Origin of the sequence: Blautia sp. AF19-13LB, from assembly GCF_003479105.1 — a bacterium.
Classification (GTDB): Bacteria; Bacillota; Clostridia; order Lachnospirales; family Lachnospiraceae; genus Fusicatenibacter; species Fusicatenibacter saccharivorans.
In genome coordinates this window covers 445,524-467,599 of record NZ_QUGO01000001.1, presented here as the reverse complement: position 1 = coordinate 467,599, position 22,076 = coordinate 445,524, and the positions used below count along the sequence as shown (strand labels likewise).

The window sequence follows — 22,076 nt, the reverse complement described above, 5'->3', positions numbered from 1 at the left end:
GGATGTAGTAGTGAATTTATCACAATTTAAATGACGACTTGCAAGTCGCACACTATGACATCTGCTGACTTCCTATGATTCGTTGTTACTATGGCTGATGAAACCACTCATAGGATCTCCCCGGTTAAAATACGCTATCTTTCTCATCACCTATCCGCCATGTCTACTACCAGTCCTCTGTTAGCTATTGGACTTCAACTTGTTCAGCAGTCTTATCCGAACTGTAAGCCTTATACATGATTTCTGTCCGTCGGACCAATGGTTTGCCTCAGGCTTCCTTCAGATTCCATCTCACAATGGACACCCTTGCCTTGTTGGCTATGTGCTTCCCGCTAACAGGCGCACTTAGGACTTTCACCTTTAAGAATAACGTTCGCGCCGGGCGAACTGACATCCTCCCCCGCCTACAGAGGCGGGGGCTTCCTTTCGCAAAAAGCGAACCGTCGGTTCTCGTTCGATGACACCACTGTGTCAAGCATAAGCGAGCTATCCCCGTGTGCCCCACGGTTTTTTCTATATTCCTGTCACTGCAGGCTGTACATAAGACGCATACCCTCATTCCGGATATTGACTGCAGCATTGACATCCCTGTCATGGTGTGTACCGCATTTCGGACAGATCCATGCACGGATTCGCAGATCCTTCGTTTCGGTATTCTTATACCCGCATACACTGCACAGCTGGCTGCTTGCAAAGAAACGGCCTACTTTCACCAGCTGTTTTCCCTGTTCTTCCATTTTGTACTTCAGGAAATTCACAAATATCCCCCAGCCGTTATCCAAAACGGATTTGCCAAAGTGCAGCGCCTGTGACATTGCTTTCATATCGAGATCTTCTATACAGACGCAATCATACGCATCTGCAATCTTTCGCGATTGTTTGTGTAAAAAATCTCTGCGCTGGGCCGCTACTTTCTCATGCATTCTGGCAACCCGGATCCGCTGCTTTCCACGGTTTTTGGAACCTTTCTGCATTTTTGAGAGCTTTCGTTGTTCTCTCTTTAATTTCTGTTCCGCTTTTCTGTAATATCCCGGATATTCCGGTTCTCTGCCTTCACTGTCCCTGTACAGTTCCTGCATGGAAAAATCCAAACCAAGAAATTGATGCATGGGCTGTTTTTGTACTTGGTTTTCGTACTCGAACAGAACGCTTGCATAATAGTCCCCGCCCGGATTTTGACTGATGGTGACCGATTTGATCCGGTAATCTTCCGGTATCGCTCTGTGCTGTTTGACCTTCACATACCCTGCTTTTGGAAGCTTCAGGTGCCCATTTTCAAGGGCTACCGTGCCCTTCTGGTTATTCGTTGTATAAGAAGCGCGGGTTTTATGTCTGGATTTGAATTTCGGAAATCCAACTTTCGGATCCCGGAAGAAGTTATTATATGCCTTTTGCAGATTCATCTGTGCATTTGCAAGGGCTAGACTGTCAACCTCTTTCAGCCACGGAAATTCTTTTTTGTACTGCGCCGGGGTATTGTTCCGTTTCTTTTTCGTTTTCTCGTAATATTTGATTTTATCATCCAGCATTTTATTATAGATGAACCGTACACAGCCAAACGTTTTGGCAAACAGTGTTTTTTGTTCCCTGTTCGGATATATCCTGAATTTATATGCTTTGTTTGCCATAAGACCTGCCCCTTTTGCGGCTTTTTTCTCCCTGTGACTCAATATATTTTCTGATGACTTCTATTGGTGCGCCGCCTGTTGTAAGCAGGCAGAAACTCTGGCTCCAGAAACATTCTTTCCACAGTTTCTGCCGTATCTGCGGAAATTCTTTTTTCAGGAGTCTGCTGCTTGCACTTTTATATGCATTTATGAATTTGCTGATTTCTGAATTTGGGTGCGCCCGAAATAAAATCTGGACATGATCTTTATCATAATTCCATTCCTGCAACATAATGTTATACTTCGGTGCAATATACACAAAGATTTCCTTTGAACGTTCGGAAACCGTTTCATCAAAGACCTGCCTGCGGTATTTGACAACAAGGACAAGATGGTAATACAGCAAAAATACCGAATGTGCATTATTGTCTAATTCCATATATGTTCAGCCTTTCTTTTTTTCTTCGACTGATTTTATTATAACGCTTCTTATCCTGTATTTCAATATTTTATGACGGACGCAATTCATCCCCCACTTTAGAAGTCGGGGACTTCTTGCTGAGCATAGTTAAAAACTGAAAATGATACCTTCTATATTGTTTGCGATGAAAAAAGCGTATATCTGGTTACAGAACAACTTCCCATTGATATGGATTTAGCGCTCATTATTGATGACACGATAAATCAGTATAAGCATAAAACTCCTATGCCACTCAAGTCAAAGTTTAAAAAAATTTTTGATGATGCCTGGGGAAAGGCTCATTTGATGCAAATGGAAGATCTGCCGGCTGAAGAAAAATATGCTTTCTCTCTCTTTTACAAAAAGGCAAACGACACCATGACAGATGAAGAGAAAGAAAAAGATGAGTGGAGTTGGGATGATGAAGATCCTGTTGCTGATAAAGCAGACTTTTTGTACAGCTATAAACTCGCTGCTGACGTATTACAAAAAAAACGGTTATAGCTATGAATACGTAAAATTCGTTGCCGAATTAGACCATCACGATGTGCCAACTTTTAAAAACGATCTTGAGTGGTTGTATGACGGATTCTTTTGGCGGAGCACAATGGCAAAGTATATGTAATATCAAATGAGGAAGAAAAAATGGAAATAAGAGAGATGCTTTCTGAATCAAGAGCTGAATTCTCCAGGCAGTATAATATTCCTGTGCGAACTTTGGAAAACTGGGAATCCGGTAAGAGCAGCTGTCCTGAATATGTTCGTCAGCTTCTTGAAAAAGCTGTAAGGGAAGATGTGATGTCACAATAAAAATATCTAAATAGGGTGTACGTTTTTATACATTGTCAAATGGACAATAAAATGTTAAAATAAAGTCAGAGATTCAATTATTGAACAAAATGTAGACCATATCTAAGAAGTTATTTGTACAAAGAGGAAAAAATGAGTAAAGGTAAGAATATTGCTTATGTAAGAGTATCAACGGTTGAACAAAATGAAGCCAGGCAACGAGAGGCACTGGGAAAATATAATATTGATAAGTGGTTTATTGAGAAGGCATCCGGTAAAACGATGAAAAGACCTAAACTTCAGGAAATGCTGGGGTTCATTCGTGAAGATGATGTCGTATATGTGGAAGAATTTTCCAGACTCGGCCGGACTGCATATGATCTCTTAAGTATCGTGAAAAGAATCGAGAATACTGGAGCAAAGTTCGTAAGTCTCAAAGAAAACTTTGATACATCGACACCGACAGGACGTTTGCAGCTCACCATGATGGCAGCCATTGCAGAGTTTGAGCGAGAAATGATTCTGGAACGGCAGCGGGAAGGAATAGCCATTGCCAAAAAAGAAGGACGCTACAAAGGAAGAAACAAAATCGTTGTTCCTGGAATCGAAGAATACTATAATCGTTATATGACCCGACAGGCAACGAAAACGCAGATTGCAAAAGAATTGAAAATAAGTAGATGTACGCTTGACCGCTTGTTCCGAGAATATAAAATAAGTCAATGAAGAAATGGAGGCGCAATTTATGTATGAAAAAAATATTAATATTATTATGGGAAACCAAATCGCCACTTCATATGTTCGGAAAAGGGATTGTTATAATCAATTGAAAGGTTTCATGCAGCATGAATATCCTGGAAAGATTTGTGCTTTATATGGCCTACGAAGAACCGGAAAAACAGTAATGATGTATCAGTATATATCAGAACTATCGGATAAAGACAAAGAAAAAACAGTATATATTCTTTGCCTACGGGAATGTGATATGCTTGAATTGCGGCAGGCAATGGAAGATTTATACGATAAAGGCGTTCGCAACTTTTTCCTAGATGAAATAACGGAAGTTACAGACTTTCAAAAATATGGAAATACTTTTTCAGATTATTTTGCAGCAAAAGGAGCTAAAATCGTTATCGCTGGAACGGACTCATTGGGAATTATGCTTGCGCAATCCGATATTTTATATGATAGGATTCAAATGATACATACATCCTATATTCCTTTTGCGGAGTTTTCAAAACTTATCGAAAATGATTCCGTAGATGAATATATTGAATACGGAGGAACATTAACAAAAAGTCCATATAAAACATTGCAGGCCAGCGAAGAATATCAAAATACCGCTATTGTTGGAAATATTTTACATTCATTGGAGAAAAGCGAAGATGCAAGAAGGTATGGAGCTGCAATAACTGAGTTGTACGAACAGAATGAATTGAAATCTGTTTTGAATAAAATGATTAATAAGTTCAGCTATTACACTACGGTCAAAGCAGTTAACAAGTGTTTTAAAAGTGCCCCGCTGTATTCTACGATCCATAATATTCAAGAACCATCTTATGTGTCACTAATTAACACGGAAGAAGCCAATCAGGCAACCAAGAATGCTTTGGGAATTAAGGATTTGGATGAAATGCAAACGTCTTTAAGTAAGCGACATCTGGATGAACTAAAGAATTACTTGTTGGAACTCGAACTATTTCTCGAAATTCCATCATATATTTCATTGAATAGTGGGGAACGTTCTGAAGATTTAGAAATTTTTATGCAACCAGGTATGATATATGCCCATTCAACTGCTTTGATCAAAAATTTGGCGGATGATTCTATGTGGAAGGATACTTGTGGTATAGCTGACAGAAATTTATTTATTTTAAGAGCAGATCATTTCGTAAAAGGAATTTTACTTGAAAATATAATTCTTGCGGAAACATATAAAACATTCCAAAAGATTGATCTGGATCGTTATTACGTATCACAATTAAGCATCACCTTGAGAAACAACAACCAGCATGTTGAAGCTGATATGATACTGGTTGATAAGCAAAAAGGAGAAAGCTATCTGTTTGAAGTAAAATACTCTAATCAGATCGTAATAGATCAAACAAAGCATTTAAGAAACACTGATTTTTTGGAATATATAGATGAAAATTTTGGAAAGGTGAAAAGCCGTTTGGTACTTTATACGGGAGCTTCTTCAAAACAAAATGATGTACTTTATTTGAATGCAGCAACGTATTTAAAACGACTTTCGATAGTTTCCAATACTCCACGGCCAGAGATAAAACAATTACTTAATGAAAACTGCAATACTTCCAAACCAAATCTCAAGACTACATCAAGAAAGAAACCACGTAAACTATAATGAATAGAGAGCTATCATAATCACATTAACTTTAAAATCCGTGTCAATTATTGACACGGATTTTTTTCATAGACGAGGAGTTGATTTTTTAATATTTTTCTTTTTAGGTTGATCGGGAGACATATATATTTTTTTTGATTTAAGGATAGATCTTGATTGATGGACTATTAATTTGTTTAATTCAGTTACTCTCCATTTTGGTAAACCGTTTGATGAATCAGAAAATTCAAAGTCCTGTAAATTTCTTAGATCTGATCTTATATCTGGAGTCATTACCATGGCTGCAGTTTCTGAAAAGTCTGTACCGATTCGTGGAATTTTTTCGCTCAAATAGGAATCGAGATCACGAAAATCATCTTCCATTGCGTATGGTAATAAACTTTGATTGTGATCGAATACAGGTGCCATTTTTATCGGTTGAAGAGTATCAGTTTGAAATAATATTCCATAATTTCCTTTGTGACGGTCAGTGTTGACTATAAGGGCATCTAAAACTAGCATTCTACGAAAAGCGTTTTCGCTACCAATAGAAGAAAAGTATTGCAGGGTTTGGGCAATACCGGCTTCTACTCCGATGCATTTATAAGTTGGAGCGAAACCATATTGCTCATTTGTAAAAAGCGGACATTTAGAGGCTTTTTTTTCATGGTAATTTACAACATCGTATGGAACGGAGTCTGGACAAAATACAGCGGCTAGTTGTGAAGCATACATCTCACTGTATGGCTCAAACCCAGCATTCGCACCACCTTCAGACCCTCTTTTCATGAGGAAAATTTGATTGTCTAAACGAGTCCAACACTTTGCAAAAGTTCCATCAGTAGAAAATTCAGGGGAAGCTGTTGAAAAATGTTCACCATATAAACCACCTTCAAAGGCTATCCGAGCAACAACGTCATCGAAAGGATTTTGGAATAACGAAACATTATTCCAGGAAAGATGACTCTTTGCTAGACGAACCCAAAACGTATCATTTAAAGTTGCAGCATGTGTAACTTGAAGGAAGCCTTCTAAATCATAACAGTTGCAACGCTTAAGCAATTTTTCAATGTGCTGGCGATTGCTAGGTGCTCTACGATTTTCGATCCAGTCTTTAAATGTTTTGAAACCAATTGGTAATTGTGAAAATATATGATGAATTTCAAAATATAAGTCATTAAATTCATCTCTTGTACAGCTTACAGTTGCAACAATATTATCTTTATTCATTAATTCATATTCGTTTGTATTAAAATATGATACTGACATTTTTAAATCACCTCCGTAGTAATGGAACTATATTAATTTTATCATTTTCCTCAAAATAAAACAACAACTGTAAATGTGGAAGAAAGCTATTTATTATTTTTTTTTCTGTGAAGCTTTATGCAGCTGTTCTATTTTACGCTGTAATATTTTCATGCTGTCAATATCTGATTGTGCAGCAAGTGTTCGAAGATCTTCTAAGGTCCACTCTTCTGTTCCTGCTGCATCGAGAAAAAGCGCAGCCTGTTCTTCAGAATGGGATGGATCATAAATGTATTCCTTTGCAAGTCTCTCACGTTCAGCCTGTTCTTGAATGTATAGTTCTTCTTTGCGTTTTATTTTAGAGTCATGAAAAAAAGATGACCAGATTATTCGACGTTTAACGGGAATCTGTTCAAGCTGCTTCTCTTCTTCCTGGGCAATTTCATTTTCTTTAGCTTGATATACTTCCAACTGCTTTTCAAGTTCATCAATTCTATTATTCAGAATAGCAATTTGTTTTTCATAAGAAGCTGCAGTTCCCTGAGATTTCTGCAGCGATTCAGTCGCATCAACGAGTTGTTGCTGAATGGAAATTTTTTCTTTCTCTGAATCCTGCAGCTGATGAAAAATATCTTCCTTCTCAATGGAAATTTTTTCATGCTCCTTCTGCATAGCATTTATTCTTTCTTGCAGGTCACCTTTAGATTTATGTAGATCATCTTTCTCTTGCTGGACGGCAAATTGCTGCTGCAACAAAGCGGACATTTCGTTGTAAGCGTCTAGTTGGTTATGAATCAATGGAACGTATTGCTCCATTGATTTTTGAATCTGTTCAATATCTGCACTGCTTTTTTTTTCAATATAATATTTCTTCCGAATAGACTGAAAAATTTCTACAGAAGAATTTTTTACGGAATCTTCCAACATGGCTACGAGATCTTCCGGATCTTGATCGAAAAGACTGATCATGCGTAATTGCCATGATGTAGTATCCTCATTTATATAAGGAAGCATTTTTTCAATCCAATCTTTGGAAAATCCCAAATTCAGTAATAAACTTATTTTTCCACGCGCATTTTTTTCCTGTTGAGAATCTAAAATTTCATTACGTTTTTCTTCAGAATATTTTTGGAAAGCCATTTTCACTACTCCTCTTTATCTCTTTTGGATCTTTTTTAATTTTGATAAACGTCTGGATGCCTGTTGCAAATTTTTGATTTCTTTCTGTAGTTGTTTTTCTTTTTTACTATTAGATTCTTTTTGGTGTATCAATTCTTCGATCGGATAGTTTTCTTCGATCTCATCCAATCGGTTTTCAAATTTCCCTTCCATTTCAATAGGAACAGCGGCATTCGCAAATGCACTTTGAATGGAAAGATATTCGGAAATGACATTCTCTGTTTCTGAATCTTCACGGCTAGACTGTATTGCACGAAGTTCTCTTCGAATGGAATCGGTCATTTGATTCAATTCATCCAAGCGGGAGGACAAATCCTGAACGGTTCGAATTTTATTATCTTGCACGGTTTGCAGGTCACGCAAATTTCTATCAGCCTCTTTTGAATATTCTCGAATGTTCCCTGTGCCACTAGTAACTGTGCGTTCGGAATTTTTTAACCTCCAGTATGGAATCATATAACGTTTTTGATGCTGCGTAAGGTATAAACCATTTGCTGAACGAAAACCAGAGCCGATGGAAGATTCAAAACCTCGAATATGTGGTGGCAGTCGTTTTAATGATTCTGGAATTTCCATCTTATTTAATGAAATGCGCTTTTGAATACTTGCGACAGTGTATGATTTTCCAAGAACGTAATTTCTACGGTATCGTCCGGCCGGAGTTTTAAAATCTTTAAATGAAAGATATTCAGAATTCCATTTTTGTGAAAACCCAATTTTTACTTGATATGACTTCCTCATTATAGAAAGAAAATCATCGTAGGAATCAGATTGCGCTATTGCCATGTCAATAGCTTCACGTAATCGTTGACTTCCGGATGGATCTTTCTTTTCCCTCCATGTTCCATAATCAACGCCTTTTCTTTTTCCTGGAACGTAAGTCAATTTTTTCAGTCCATATTTTTCGCAAAGCTGATCCGTTATCGGTTGAATGTTACTCTTCCACTGTCCATCTGAATAATGATACTTTACTCCGTCTACTAAACTGACAGAATTAAAAACTATGTGAGCGTGCATATGCGCGTGATCTGTATGGACAGAAAAAACGTATTCATATTTTCCGGCGAGATATTTTTCACAAAAATCCTGAGCAATATTGAAGCAGGTGATAGCATCCGTTTCGCCTGGTGCGAAACTAATAATGAAGTGATAACATTGTCGGCCATCCAATTTGCGAAATTCTTGTTTTGTTGCCATCATCCGGTTATATACTTCCTGTGTAGTGGAACCCGCGTTTCCTCCGATATAACGCTCTTCTGTTTTGTCAGGATTCAAAATATAATCAATGCAATTATAGAGTCCTGCGTTAGGATTTCCGGATTTCCGTTCTTTGACATGACTCAGTTTGGTGATTGCCATTTTGAAATCTCCTCTTCCAATTTTTGAAAATCAAACTCTAATTTTTCAAGCTGCCGTTTACATTCAGAGATTTTTTCCAACATTTCTTCCGGATAAAAAGATCCTGCCGAATTTTTTTCGATCTGCAAAAGTTTGCTGTCAATATTGAGTAAGGCCTGTTCGACTTGACGAAAATTCTTTTTTAAAAAATGAAAATTTGAAATTGTGGAATCGTGTAAAACGCTGCATAAGTATTTTGAAATATTTATTTTTGTGGATTCCGGATTTTCCATTTTTGCTTTTTCTAAAAAAATATCATAATCAGTTTGAGAAATTCGAATGGCAACTACCTTCGTCAGTTTCTCAGAGGCAGTTGCTTTTTTATTTTCTTTTTCCATCAATACTTTCCTCTTTTCTGTACTCGGTGATAAAAATTTTCGAGACAAATCAATTAAAAAAAGCCCATGGACGTTTTACGACCATGACAAAAATATCCATGGACGTTTTATGACCATGGGCTTTTTGTGGAGAAAAATGCGTTTTTTATGAAAATCCCGGAAAGCCGCATAAACACTGGGGCTGCAGGCTCATGGACGTTTTACGACCATAAGAAACACATTCCTATTTCTTAATTAGCAAGATACGCAAATTGTAAACAATTTGCATCTTGTTAGGGAGTCCCCTAAGACCCCTTTTGCTCGATTTTATATCGAGCGTAGGTATAAGGTAATGTAAATTTTTACAATTCTTACTTAATGTAGATGAGATAATCTTCATCACTGTCTTCAAAATTTGTTTTATCACCATCATCAGTTGTGTTTGTTTCTATGTTCAATGCTCCAACAATTCCATCCATCACTGCGTCTGTGATGAGTTTTTTCAAAGAATTTTCTGGAGTGAAAATTGTGTCATATGCTTTTATTGCTTCAAGAAAAAAATCAGTTCGGTTTGCAAATCCATATTCATTGAAGCGTTCAATTTTTGAAATCAATTCGGGATTGCTCACATTGAAATGATAATTTTTGCTTTCCATTTGCTACCTCGATTCTATTTGAAAAACGGGACGTCCTCACCCCAAAAGGATGTCCCGCAAAAAATTAGTCAGCTAAAAACTCAAGATCATTTGAATCATAATGAGAAATTTTTTGTTCCGGAACAGTGCTGGATGTTTCTTCTGTTTCAGAATTTTCTTCTACGTCATCAGTTGATTCTTCTGAAGGTGCAGAATTTCCGGTCGATGGTGAAACTGAATTTTTCAACTCAGGAGAATAAGTGCTCTGCAAAAACTTCCACATCTCTTCAAGATCTGGCTTTCCATTTTTGCTTGCAGACTTCAAATAAGCTAAAGTCTCTTCGTAACTTTCTGTCTGATACTGAACAGTCAAACGTTCCTCTTCTGCCATAAGTTTATTGAGTTTATCCTTTGTCTTTTTGATTTCGGTCTGAACCTTTTTTAACTTTGCTGTTGTTGCCTGAGTTTTTTTTCTTTCCATTTTAGTTACCTCACTTTTAATTTTTTATGAAACACAGAATAGTGATTCTGCATTTTTCTGATTATTTTGAAATGTGTGGTGTGAAAATAATTCATTATTTTTGTATAGGGACAGTCTGTGATGCACGATAATGGACTGTGCAGCGTGATGATAATTTGCTTTGCACTGCAATTTCTTCTTGCGAATGAAAAAAAGTAAACTGCTTAATAACTTTAATATATTTCTCTTTATTGAATGGCTGCAGTGCCTGCAGTACAATGGCAGAGCGTATTTTTTTTGAAAAGAGGCACGGAAGATCGAGCATCCTGGCCCTTAATATTTTTCCGGTTGATGTATCGAAAAGTGCTATGAATAAATTTATTCCGTACTTACAATTCGGAAAAATAAATTGTTTGCTCTGCCATGTGTCTAAGTATGGAGAATATGAGATGCTGCACCAGTCAGAAGATCCAAAGCGAAAAGAGATAAACATGATTTTTGAAAATTCTGTAATTCGAATTTCAAATTTTTTTTCGAATCCATCCAATTCTTTCAAAGAAGGATTTGCTCGAAAAATAAAAAGCACTGCACCAACTTCATCAAAATGTATATACGCACTATCTGGATAGCCGATGTATTTTCTGATACTGCTGGATGGAAATTCGTCTGCGCATCTATTTTTCTTCTTCATAAAAAATCGTATTTACAGTCTTGGTGTTTTCTTTTTCTTTGGTTTTCTCTTAGCAGTTTTATTTACAACTTTCTTTTTTTCTGAATTCACTTCTAGTTCTTGCGGAAGTAATTTTGTTGCAAGCTCTGGAAAAGCTTTAACTATTTTTTGATCCAGGACAGTTGAGTGTTCCCTAAATAAGTCAAACATTTTCCGCATACTTTTATCCGGATGAAAATTGTTCGGATCGGATTTTTTCCAATCTTTGTAATGACCAGAAAGATGACTCTTTCTTTCGTCGGTTATTTCAAGCCCATAGTGTTGACAAAACATAATACTCATAACATCAGCTTCAAATTCTTTTTGATGCAAATTTGTATTCAGAGATTCTTCGACAGATCCATGTGCAAGAGCGTGTCCGAATTCATGTGTTAATGTTGAGAAAGCAGCGGTATCCTGTAAAGTTGAAGCAATATGAATTTCGTGTTCTGACGGACTGTGATAGCCATAAAGGGAAACTCCTTTAATATTTTGTTCCTGGTCTTGCAGAAAAACTTTAAGCCCAAGATTCTCTTCACAGTATTCTTTTAATATATTTGTGCAGCTTCTGTGAAATTCAGATGGAATTCCACGGTCAAGAAGCTTTGGATATTTTTCCGGAGGAAAGTTTGTCTGCGTAATATCAAATGTATATCCTTTTTTGAAATACGAAAGTTTCTCTCCTTCTATTTCTCCGACATCATAAGCGGCCTGCTGTTCTTTGGATGCTTTACTATAAGGAATATCTCCATCATCTGTTTTTAAAATAGTGATCGGTGTATGGACGTACACTTCCATTCCATGCTCACCTTTTTTTACAGAGTAACCAAGTTCTTTCCAGGCTTTAAAGGATTTACAGAGTAAAGCTCCTCTTTGCTGTTGAGCAATGAGCATCATGTTGCGTGGTGAATAAGCGTAAGAAAATTTGCTGGAGAACTGTAAAAATTCAACAATCTCTTCCGGATTTTGATTCCATCCATTAATAATCTCATTGATTTTCTTATCCAGACTTTCTAGTTCCTCTGATCTGTTTTTTTTCTCTTCGGCCATAAGGTATACTTCCTCTCTAAGTTACTTTAGTTTGCTTGTTTCATATAAAACTGCAGCATAAGACATAATTTTTCCGGTGGAAGAGTTAAACAATCTTTGATCTTCTTTTCCGGGATATGCCGATTCATAGCTTCTGTGATGTTTGATACTTCATCTTCGGAAAGTTCGAGTATATATCTTCGGATAACATCTTCCAGATTCCCGGAAAGATCCCAAGATTGACGCACATCATAAACAGAAATGGTTTCTGCGGCAGATTCTTCATCTGCCTCCAAGGAGGATGTGTTGTCTGACGTATCATAAATTACAGAATTCATTTTTTCGTTGACAGCATTCTGTAATTTTAAAGTGGCACTATCATCTTCCAATTTCTTTAACTGTTGAAGCAAAAAAAGATTTCCTTGCGGGCCATTCAGTTTCGGATCATCCAGATCCAGAGAACAAAATTCATCTTCGCTGAGTTCGAATAACATGCCGGAAGATTTCCCTTCTTTTAGATCATCGCGTATTTTTGCTTGAAGACCTTCATCCGGAAAATAAAATTTCTCCTGGTGATTTACTGTATGCAGGTTTCCGTTTTTATCACGGAAAATTTCAACTGGATGGGTATAAGGTCCATATTTTTTTGCCTTCAAATAAGAGGGATCATGGAATGGCTTATATTTTTTGTCGATGATTGGTTTACTTGCAAATGGAAGAATGATGCAACTGTCTTTATCCATTTGTGCAACTTCATTTGCATCCATAAGCGAACGCTGCAGGCGATCGTAGCTTGTGCTGCTGCTTCCGTTTTGACCGTATGAAACACTACCGGATGCCTTTTCGATTGTGGCAGCACCCAACATTTTACTGATAGTTTCCTGGGTGTCATACGCACCACGGCCGGAACCAAGAAATAAAAATACAGCACAGGAATCCATGAATACTTTCCATCCGTCACCCTTGTACATGGTTTGCAGCTGACTAATTGATTGCAGGAACAGCATGACAGCAATGTTACGAGATCGAAGGGTTGTGATTAAATGTTCAAAACCTTCCGGCCGTAACCCGTTGCCAAACTCGTCCATCCAACACTCAACACGAATAGGAAGAACACCATGGTAATTCTGATCTGCTTCTACCAAAAGTTCATCGAACAGCTGTTGATAAAGCATATTTCCCACAAAATTGTAGCTGCTATCGTTTTCTTTTAGGACTAGAAATAATGCTACTTTACTTTTTCCATCCCTGTGCCAACCGGTTCCAAGTTCCCATAAGTTCATATCATCTGCTTCAAAAATGCGCTGAATAGATTTCGAATAAAAGAACTTGAATTTTCCATTTAAAATTAAAAGAACGGAAGCAACTGTTTCGGGCGCACCTTCTTTTAATTTACGATAATCTCTGACAGCTGGATGATCTGGATACATATCTGCTAATGCATCCATTAATAAAGATAATTCTGTGGACTCTTCTTCATCCTCAGAGCGAGGTGGTACTTTTTTACTTTCCAGCTGCATGAGCTTTGTTACTTGATTTAAAGTTTGCGTAGCATATACAGGTTCCCATTTTAAACCGGCTTCTGCAAAAATCTTTTTTTTATCTGGTACAGATACAGCCCACACGAAATAAAAGAGAGACTGCAGATAAAGAGCGCAACCATCATCCCAGAAAGGGTCGCCTTTTTGGGCATCCGGGGGTTCCACAGACTTGAAAATATTCATAATCAATCGTGGAATATCATCTTCTGTTCGGATATAAACAAAAGGATTGTATCGATCAGAAGATTCCATGTTTTTTAAGTTCAAAACACGGATCTGATAACCGTTCTTTTGCAAATAGTTTCCATATTTTTCCACAAGTTCACCTTTAGGGTCCATGAATAAATAGGAAGAAATACATTTTAAAATATTTGGAGCAATCACAAATAATGATTTACCGGTACCAGGAGCACCGACAACAATCATATTATTATTTGGAAAGGATTTCGAACCGGATAAAGCCTGATTTACGTGTTTGGAAAGAATGCGGTTATTTTCCGGATGCTTAAGATCGGCCATGCGTTTATTTGCAGTGTCCGGATCATCCCATTCTGCAGAACCATGTTCGATGTCTGAATGTGTGTTGCGATGCGTATCCAAATAAAACGCAAGAAAAAATACCCATCCGGTCAGACCACATCCAAGACTAATCAATGTGTACTGATTAAAACAGCGCCATGGATGATTCATCCATGACGCTGTTTTAAGATTTATATCATTACCAGGTTCACCCAAAATACCTGCAAATACAAGGCAGATTAATTCGACCAAAATAAGAATAAGCACAAGACTTTTAATTGGAATCTTTTTTTTCTTTATCATTTTTTCTCCTTATATTAAAGCTTTAAGTCTTTTTTCCTTATAGGGGAAGATTTAGGCTTGTGTTTAGAAGCAGGATTTTGAGAAAACTTTAAAATCTTATTTTGATTCTGGCCGAACTGTTTTGTTATGTTTTTGCGTCGAACTGGATCATAATAAGGTAGTATTTGCGCTCCTTTCATATTCAATAAAGGATTCGATGTTGGTGAATCATTTTTAAAAATTTCATATTCCTTTTGTGGATCAATTGCTGAAACAAGAGTTTTTCCGTCATCAGCAATGGAAAAAAGAGGAAGTTTGATATGCAATTTAGAACCAGGAATACGAGAAATAAAAGTCTTGTCATCCATAATATCATCAACAAGACTACAATTAATGGTAACGGGAAAAGCTGCTTCTTGAGTAGAAACATCTGGAGAGCTTTGTGAAACAGTTTTTTCCATAGATTTTGCTTTTGATGATTGCTTTTGAGGAGCTTCGGACGGAGTTTCAGTTTCTGCATACGGAATATAATCTAAACGATGTGTTTCGTCAGATTGTTCTGTATACTTGGAAAATTCTTTTCCAGACAGACTGCCGGAAGGAGTCTGAAGAATCCCTTTTTCATCCGGACGATAGACATTATAATTTTTTTCCGGATCAAGAAAAATAATAAAGCCCTTACCATTGTCAACGGAAAGAGCTTCCTGAATACGAACATATTCTCGGTCACCTGTCTGCAGCGCAATTTCATCTTCTCTTCTGGCAGCTACTCTTTGAGAAGGAATATATCGTTCGATTAACCCTGGTCGGTTCTTTAAGGTTTCATAACGATCGACTTCTTTCCCAGCCAGGGCTTGCTCAAAAGACTGTGCATTCAGATTTTTTCCTTTCTGCCAATTTTTTGGATCGGTTTTTTCCTTTATTTCCGGCGAAGCTGTTTTCATATAATCTTCCTCTGACATACGGCCAGAATCAAAATATTCTTGTTCAGTTATATCTTCTACCAAATTTTTAGCTGCATCCGGAAATTCTTCTAAATATGCTTTAATAGCTGCTGCGAATTGTTGCAGAGATTGATTCGCAACGGCAATCTGGATGTGATTATCTCCATATTTAAGATCCGGAAGAACAGAATAGTTCACGCCACGTTCGTCCAATATATCCAGGAATTGCTCTAGTTGCTCATTATCTTCCGAAGCATCTCCGAGTGCAAGACTTTTGATTTTATAATTTCCGGAAGTAAGAGCTTTCAACTCTTCAAAATCCAGTGGACCACCAAGATCGAGCTGGTTTGTTACATAAGATTCGTATAATGCCTGCCATTTTGCAACGTCTTTTCCACGTATGGCAATTTGCTGGCAGGAATCCTGAATATCCAGATCAGGAAGGAGACAGTAGGTAATTCCAACCTCTGTCATGGAATCCATGAGTTTATCCAACTGTTCCGGATCGCGTGTGGGGAGATTTGCGATAATATAATCTCCATCACAGGCTTTCATGAATTGTGTAAAACTTTTGAAGTCTGACGTGGAGATTATATGTTGCTTATGTAGTTTCATACAAAATTGAATCAGTCGGAAGGGAGAAAGCAGAGCTTTATTTACTACCTTTCCGGTTACACTACCTGCGGAAGCTGCTGCTTTAACAGCCCCTTTAAGAATAATCATTTCTGTGTTGACCAAGATAGCAAGGTCACCACTTCCACCTGCATCTTCAGCTGCCATTTTTAATACCTCCTTTAAATAACCTTTTTAGTTGTCTTTTTTACCTGCTTCTCGGGTTTCTGCTCAGGACGTTGCATTTTAGAAAGTAATGTATTTGTTCTTTCCTGCAAATTACCCAATGTACGCTCCATAGCGTAAATCTTACGCTGGACAGAAGCAATCTTACCCTTTTCTGGGTCCCACGGGACATATTCAAGAAGTTCTTTTCCGGTCAATGCCCGGCCAACGTTTTTTACACTATTGGAAACATCTTGTACGGCCTGCTTTGCATCGTTCAGCCGCTGGAATAGTACATCGAGAGAATCCTGCGTATGCTGCATTCCCTTTTGCAACGAAGCCAAAGCTTTTGGAACATGAATTTTTTCAGCAAACGATAAAAGCGCATTTTTTCCAGCAGTTTTTAATTTACTCTTAGTCTGCAGAACAACATTGGCAAGGCGGGACTTGTTAAGTGTTATGAGTTTTTCACTCTGATCAAGATTATTCTGTACAGTATCAACACTGTCAGAATCATTAAAAAATCTTTCGTCAATAGAATTTACCTGTTCTTTGAGTTCCCTGAATTCTACTTGCATTTTCTGATGCTCTTCTTGTAATTTATCCAGATGACTTCCGAGATATTGCAACAGATTAGCTGCTTGAGACATATCATTTTTCAGAAGAGCCTGTAGTATCTCTTGAAATGGTTCCTGATCAACCAATGGAAGAGATATATCCATAAGATTTTCCATTTTTGCTTGTTGATGTTCTGCCTCCGGACTTTCCGGAGTGGTGTTTTGATGCTGCATAACTTCTTCATTGTTGGATGAAGGGATACTAATTTCAGGTGCAGAATTAAGATCAGGGACAGCAGTTTCTTCTGGAGTTTGTTCGGAAAGCGGAACTGCAACTTCTTCGTTTGGCTTTTCAAGAGTAATAGAACTTCTGGTTGGCCGCTGTGGAAGTTGTTTTCCAGAATTTAAACATTCCCTTGCTTCTCTTACATAGGAAAGTAGAGCATTTGCATAAGATACATTTTTTGAATCACAATTTAACTTCTGCAATCGTTTGGCTCCAAGTTCTGTATCGTTTAATTGTTGATGCCGCTCAAGGTAATCCGATAAAGCAGGTGGAACGCTGTGCGTAACGCCATCCATTAACGTGTCGGCCACTTTAACTTTAGAAAGATCAAGGAATGCATTATACTCCTGCGGCGTACCATTCATCAAATAATGAAGTTCATAATTAAGAACACCGGATTCTTGGTGAATCAAAAAGCTATCTGCGTCTGATAATGGGATTTTGTCTCCGACGGACAACTTTTCTACTGTACTTTGCAATATAAAAATCATAGGCTCTTGTACATCTAATTTACTTTGAGAACCCCATGTTTCACGGCGTTGCTGCATAGTAGCCAAAGGGAGTTTGATTCCATTTTTAATCTCTTCATCTGGCATTCCAGAAGCTTTTTCCAAGTTGATTTCATTAAGCTCATCATTAGTCAGTTGATATATGTACCTTCGAATAACATCGCCCAAAAGCCCGGTCAAGTCCCAGTCTTTCTTTCGTTCTTCAAAATTATTTTCAATTTCTTGTGACATAAGAACCCTTCTTTCTTTTTAGTTCATGTGTTGTAACTGATCCTGAAAGGATGTTGAAGTGTTGGATAAACGATTGGCTGTACGTTTCATTCCATATAATTGCTGAGAGTATAAAGCGATCGCGTGTTCTCTTTGATTTAAAAGGTATAGATTGATTTCCTCTAATTCTTCGTTGGAAAGTTCGAGAGTATGACGATCCAGAAGAGTTTTTAATGTGGATGAAAAATCCCAATCCTTTTTCCGGGGGCCCAGTGACTCTGACATATGGTTTCCTCTTTTCTACAAGTCAAATTTTACTCATCGTTTTTTTGGGACGTTTCAGTGGATGCTGCGTAGGACGTGACTTCTGTTTGCGCTGCTCTTCATATTTGTGGTCAATATATGATAAGTCCTGATCGCGAAGCGCACGTACATTTTCAGCTCGTAATTCATAGTCAGATCCATTACTTGGCTTACCTTCTGCAGCGAGATCTGCCTCGATTTCATCAAGAGATTCATAGTATGATCGGTAAATACTCGCAACTTCTTCCACGTCTTCCGGGGTATAACCATTTTTCAAGGCAATAATTTTATGCTTTTGGACCCGAGGATCTTCTTCTTGCTCAACAGTCTTATTTGGTTCATCAAATGCTATTTCCTGATCTATTTCTTGACGTAATTTTTCTGCTTTCATTAGGTCAAGTGTAGACACCATCGCAGATAAAAGCTGTTTTTGATTTTCAACCAGTACTTCTTGTCGCTCAATTAATGTATCTATATCCATAGTTTCTTTCTCCTTTTTTTGTAATAAAAAAGACTGCTTAGCAGTCTTAAATGATTGGGCGTTTTTGGGAACATTTTGTATGCTTGTTTACTGTTTTTTGCCTTTTGAAAATATTATTTGAAAAGATATTCTTTTTTGATATATTCTTCTAACGTCATTCCTGCGGCAGCAGATTCCTGATTAAGTTCTTCCTCTACAGGAATTAAATCCGGAACATAATCTGTAAATAGCGGCTCATCAGGCAAATCTAAACCAGAATTAAGGCAGTATCTACATTTGGATACATATTTATCAAAATCTGTCAAGTATTTTTGCTGCCATGATCCTTTCTTTACAGATTGCTCGTTAAAAATCTCGTGAATTTTCATGGATTTCTCAGAAAGTTCCGCTTGCATTTTGTCAATAGACTTATAGTATGATCGGCAAATACTAGCAATTTTCTCCGCTTCTTCTGGAGTATAACCCTTTTTCAAGGCATTAATTTTATGTTTTTGAATCCGAGGATCTTCTTCTTGCTCAATAGTTTTTTTCAGTTCAGCAGAAAGCTGTTTTTTATCTTTGATTGGTCTTTTTTGTTTTTGAATTAATGCATTAATATCAAATTTCATATTTCTTTCGCCTCTTTCATTTTTTCTCACTTTTATAATAACAGAAAATTAGGTATATGCAAGAAGCCGGGGATAGATTGCTGAACATAGGTTAAAGGGTTGGCTGTTTTTTTGTGGCTTTCTTATTCGTTGTTTGCTGCTTTGGAGAAATAAAATCATTTGCAGCATATTCCTCTACCGTCATTCCCGCAGCAGCAGCTTCCTGCTTAAGTTCTTCCTCTATTTTTTGCCTTTCTGCAATTAAAGCTGGATCGTAATCTTTTAACATCGGTTCATCGGGTAAATTCAAACCAGAATTAAGGCAGTATCTGCAGTCGGATACATAGTTATCGAAATCTATCAAGTATTTTTCCTTCCATGATTCTATCTCTACAGATGGCTTGTCAAACAGAACATGCACTGTTACTGATTTATCGGAAATTTCTTCATGTGCTCTCAAATACGGCACCAGCTTATTTAAAAGAAACAGTCCATTGGTACGGATTTTCTCTGCAAGTTCCGGTGTATTACTGGATGCCACCGAATCATAATACTCAGAATCATATGCATACATAAGTGCCATATTATGAAGGTGATCGATCAAGGAACCCTCATAATCACCGAAATCCTGGCGGCCTTCATAGGAAAAATTTTCTTTCCCCATATTATAATTCAACAGGAATTTTGTCTTTTCATAATAGTGGCCGCCATATTGTTCTCGAATATCGGCATCAATTAATTCAAACCTTTTATTTGCTTCTGCGAGCGGAATAACCTCGCCATCTTCAAAATCGTTACACTCTGACCAAGTTATTGTAACAGTAGGTTCTTTACAGCGATCCTGATAGTCCTTTGCAACACGTTCGATGCAATCATATTCGGAATAATTACTGCTGTCAGCATACATATCATATGCCTCTTTTGCGAGATCTTTCGAATATTTATGTGGTACATCATATGAATTTTCCAATTCGGCAACCATAAAACTGGTAACAAATTCTTCGTGGGCTTCCATAACTTCTTCGGCCGTCAAGGTATATTCTTTCCCATCTCGTTGTATTTTCATGTTTTTAATTCTTCCTTTTTTTGATTTGTGGTTCAAAAAAGGCAGCCTCAAAATTAGGCTACCTTTTTCGGAAAATTTATAAGTATCAGTTTTCCTTGGAGACTATGAATTCCAGGTTTCGTTCTCCATATACGCTATTAAGATGTTATTGAGGCGCGAAATATTATGTTTATTTTGCTCGATTTGCTTTTGAATCCAGTTTTTCTGTGTCTGATTTGTAATGTCACTTAAATCATACTTAATAATAACGTAAGTATCATCATATTTTGAGATTGCCGGTGAATCCATGGGAAGAAAAACCCACTCGCCAAATATGTCTCCGGTTTTGTATAAGTAATCATCTACAACCAGAACATATACGCCGGTATGTTTGATTTTATTGATTTTGTTCTGCATTTTTCTCCATTTCATTTAAGGCAGATTCAGAAAGTGGTGCATCACCGGCATCAGAAGTATTATTGGAATCTTCCTGGTGCCCTGTGGTGTCTGATGTATTTGCATCCATTTTCTTCATTTCCAGTACCTCACTCTCTGTCATGCCGGCAAATTCAAAGGAAAAGTCCTGGGAATTTTTGTTGTATGTAACCAGAGTTACGGTTCGGTTACTGTCATTCAGTACGAGATAGAATGTTTCCTTACTTGGTTTATAGGTTCCATAGGCCAGATATTCACCTTCCGTTGCTGTGATATTGTTTTCCGTGATCCATTTATGCAGTCTGCAGGGAAGAAACCAGCTTTTATTGTAACCATAAGCGTCTGTACATATGGCTGTGATAGAGTGGGCGGAATCTTCTTTTACCGGTGTGCATTTCTTCAGCCAATCGTCTTTCTCTTCATCAGACATATAGATCCAGTTACTTTGATTGATAACTGGAAGATAGTCGTTATTTTCATAAATATAATCTTCCCCAAGGATATGGTATTTATCTTCTTCTGATACAGAGGAAGAAGTAACCTCCCTTTCACTGGAAGAAGATGTTTCCGTTGTCTGTGTTTCTTTTCGTTGCTCTTCTTTTTCACTCAAACTTCTTTGGTCGATGTAATCGAGTGTTTCCTGCAGCGTGCTTTCTATGGTACGTTCAGACTCAGCTTTTTGGATGTTTTCAATATTCTGTTTGATATAAGAGTCAATTTCGGATTGCTGGTCATCCGATAAGTCTTTTACGGCATCCTGAATCTGCTGGATTGCCTCTTCCTTTTTTTTACTGTAGTCTGATTGCTCCACGGTAATAGAATGTCCAGTATTTGAGTTGCTGGAATCTTTATGGATAGCGACCGCGCCTCCAACCGTTGCTATTGCAAGAGCGGCCGCCGCTATGCTTATGGCAACCTCTTTTTTTGAAAATTTTCTTTTACTCATAAATGCCTCCAACAAAAAATGTCGTAAGAGAAAGATGAAATTTCCCTTAGCGACCTTTTTTTCTTTTTAACACCTTTTTTATTTCGAAACATCAATCATGTAGTCAACAACCTTCTTGTAAAGCTGCCGTTTTTGTTCCGAATAACCGAAATATTCAAATGCAAGATCTGGGGAATATTCGGCTTTTTCGACAAGCCGCTGCATAGCCACCAGTTGCATCAGAACATCCTCTCGTTTTTCTTCCGTATCAAGCTGCAGCTCACTTCCTAGCTGCATCCCAAGAATTAAAATAGCTCCGGCTTTTATCCGTAGGATTTTGCATTCTATTTCTGTTATTTCCATTGAAATCCTCCCCATTTTCTTATAAGCATAGTCCAACCACTTTTTTCTTTAGCATTGGTTTTGTTTTCACGGATGTGATTGGCGTAACTGCCATGTCGGAGTTTACTATTGCAGGTTGTTCATCATCTTCCAGTATA

23 protein-coding genes are annotated in these 22,076 nt (G+C 37.5%); 4 read left to right on the top strand and 19 right to left on the bottom strand.

What is annotated here, in order from left to right; genetic code table 11:
* Positions 1-524: 524 nt before the first annotated feature.
* Entirely contained in the window at positions 525-1,628 is a 1,104-nt protein-coding gene (locus DWX32_RS02240; protein WP_055265145.1) for an RNA-guided endonuclease TnpB family protein, read from the bottom strand.
* Positions 1,609-2,046: an IS200/IS605 family transposase gene (gene tnpA / locus DWX32_RS02235; RefSeq protein ID WP_117812949.1), complete on the bottom strand. Its 438-nt coding sequence runs from the start codon at positions 2,044-2,046 to the stop codon at positions 1,609-1,611. The genes DWX32_RS02240 and tnpA overlap by 20 nt, the downstream gene beginning before the upstream one ends.
* Before the next feature lie 210 nt (positions 2,047-2,256).
* On the opposite strand from tnpA, the gene DWX32_RS02230 reads away from it, so the two are divergent.
* The 4 genes from DWX32_RS02230 (at position 2,257) to DWX32_RS02215 (ending at position 5,221) form a co-directional block, all read left to right on the top strand.
* Positions 2,257-2,571: a hypothetical protein gene (locus tag DWX32_RS02230; protein WP_117812948.1), complete on the top strand. Its 315-nt coding sequence runs from the start codon at positions 2,257-2,259 to the stop codon at positions 2,569-2,571.
* 141 nt (positions 2,572-2,712) lie between these two features.
* On the top strand, positions 2,713-2,877 hold the full coding sequence (locus DWX32_RS02225) for a helix-turn-helix domain-containing protein (protein ID WP_117812947.1): 165 nt from the start codon (positions 2,713-2,715) through the stop codon (positions 2,875-2,877).
* Between the two features lie 132 nt (positions 2,878-3,009).
* Positions 3,010-3,582, top strand: a complete 573-nt coding sequence (locus tag DWX32_RS02220; RefSeq protein WP_055265151.1) for a recombinase family protein — start codon at positions 3,010-3,012, stop codon at positions 3,580-3,582.
* Positions 3,583-3,601: 19 nt separating this feature from the next.
* Entirely contained in the window at positions 3,602-5,221 is a 1,620-nt protein-coding gene (locus DWX32_RS02215) for an AAA family ATPase (protein ID WP_055265153.1), read from the top strand.
* 66 nt (positions 5,222-5,287) lie between these two features.
* Here the strand turns inward: DWX32_RS02215 and DWX32_RS02210 are convergent, their stop codons facing one another.
* The 17 genes from DWX32_RS02210 to DWX32_RS02125 all read right to left on the bottom strand — a co-directional run bounded on the left by DWX32_RS02210 (position 5,288) and on the right by DWX32_RS02125 (position 21,939).
* Positions 5,288-6,469, bottom strand: coding sequence for a hypothetical protein (locus DWX32_RS02210; protein WP_055265155.1), 1,182 nt, complete (start codon positions 6,467-6,469; stop codon positions 5,288-5,290).
* A 93-nt stretch (positions 6,470-6,562) separates the two neighbouring features.
* Entirely contained in the window at positions 6,563-7,588 is a 1,026-nt protein-coding gene (locus tag DWX32_RS02205; protein WP_118659179.1) for a hypothetical protein, read from the bottom strand.
* A 15-nt stretch (positions 7,589-7,603) separates the two neighbouring features.
* Positions 7,604-8,986, bottom strand: a complete 1,383-nt coding sequence (locus DWX32_RS02200; protein ID WP_117812944.1) for a relaxase/mobilization nuclease domain-containing protein — start codon at positions 8,984-8,986, stop codon at positions 7,604-7,606.
* Entirely contained in the window at positions 8,968-9,363 is a 396-nt protein-coding gene (locus tag DWX32_RS02195) for a hypothetical protein (protein WP_117805178.1), read from the bottom strand. The genes DWX32_RS02200 and DWX32_RS02195 overlap by 19 nt, the downstream gene beginning before the upstream one ends.
* A 350-nt stretch (positions 9,364-9,713) precedes the next feature.
* Positions 9,714-9,998 (bottom strand): hypothetical protein, encoded by a 285-nt coding sequence (locus DWX32_RS02190; protein WP_117805179.1) that lies wholly within the window; start codon positions 9,996-9,998, stop codon positions 9,714-9,716.
* Positions 9,999-10,062: 64 nt separating this feature from the next.
* On the bottom strand, positions 10,063-10,458 hold the full coding sequence (locus tag DWX32_RS02185) for a hypothetical protein (RefSeq protein ID WP_118659178.1): 396 nt from the start codon (positions 10,456-10,458) through the stop codon (positions 10,063-10,065).
* 94 nt (positions 10,459-10,552) lie between these two features.
* Positions 10,553-11,128: a hypothetical protein gene (locus DWX32_RS02180; protein WP_117805181.1), complete on the bottom strand. Its 576-nt coding sequence runs from the start codon at positions 11,126-11,128 to the stop codon at positions 10,553-10,555.
* Between the two features lie 12 nt (positions 11,129-11,140).
* Positions 11,141-12,196, bottom strand: coding sequence for an ArdC family protein (locus DWX32_RS02175; RefSeq protein WP_117812942.1), 1,056 nt, complete (start codon positions 12,194-12,196; stop codon positions 11,141-11,143).
* 26 nt (positions 12,197-12,222) lie between these two features.
* Positions 12,223-14,538: a VirD4-like conjugal transfer protein, CD1115 family gene (locus DWX32_RS02170; RefSeq protein WP_118595993.1), complete on the bottom strand. Its 2,316-nt coding sequence runs from the start codon at positions 14,536-14,538 to the stop codon at positions 12,223-12,225.
* 14 nt (positions 14,539-14,552) lie between these two features.
* On the bottom strand, positions 14,553-16,241 hold the full coding sequence (locus tag DWX32_RS02165) for a hypothetical protein (RefSeq protein ID WP_118659177.1): 1,689 nt from the start codon (positions 16,239-16,241) through the stop codon (positions 14,553-14,555).
* Positions 16,242-16,255: 14 nt separating this feature from the next.
* Complete coding sequence (locus DWX32_RS02160; RefSeq protein WP_118659176.1) at positions 16,256-17,821, bottom strand: DUF6674 family protein; 1,566 nt, start codon at positions 17,819-17,821, stop codon at positions 16,256-16,258.
* An 18-nt stretch (positions 17,822-17,839) separates the two neighbouring features.
* Positions 17,840-18,085 carry a hypothetical protein gene (locus DWX32_RS02155; RefSeq protein ID WP_117805186.1) on the bottom strand — a complete coding sequence of 82 codons (246 nt, stop codon included), beginning with the start codon at positions 18,083-18,085 and terminating at the stop codon, positions 17,840-17,842.
* Positions 18,086-18,107: 22 nt separating this feature from the next.
* The gene (locus DWX32_RS02150; RefSeq protein WP_117805187.1) at positions 18,108-18,584 is read right to left on the bottom strand and encodes a hypothetical protein; all 477 of its coding nucleotides are present in this window, start codon (positions 18,582-18,584) and stop codon (positions 18,108-18,110) included.
* Between the two features lie 113 nt (positions 18,585-18,697).
* Positions 18,698-19,192 carry a hypothetical protein gene (locus DWX32_RS02145; protein ID WP_117805188.1) on the bottom strand — a complete coding sequence of 165 codons (495 nt, stop codon included), beginning with the start codon at positions 19,190-19,192 and terminating at the stop codon, positions 18,698-18,700.
* Between the two features lie 91 nt (positions 19,193-19,283).
* On the bottom strand, positions 19,284-20,237 hold the full coding sequence (locus DWX32_RS02140) for an LPD25 domain-containing protein (protein ID WP_118659175.1): 954 nt from the start codon (positions 20,235-20,237) through the stop codon (positions 19,284-19,286).
* A gap of 376 nt (positions 20,238-20,613) precedes the next feature.
* A complete protein-coding gene (locus DWX32_RS02130) occupies positions 20,614-21,609 on the bottom strand; it encodes a hypothetical protein (protein ID WP_147398469.1) in 996 nt (331 codons plus the stop codon).
* A 66-nt stretch (positions 21,610-21,675) separates the two neighbouring features.
* Entirely contained in the window at positions 21,676-21,939 is a 264-nt protein-coding gene (locus tag DWX32_RS02125) for a hypothetical protein (protein ID WP_117805192.1), read from the bottom strand.
* Positions 21,940-22,076: the final 137 nt, after the last annotated feature.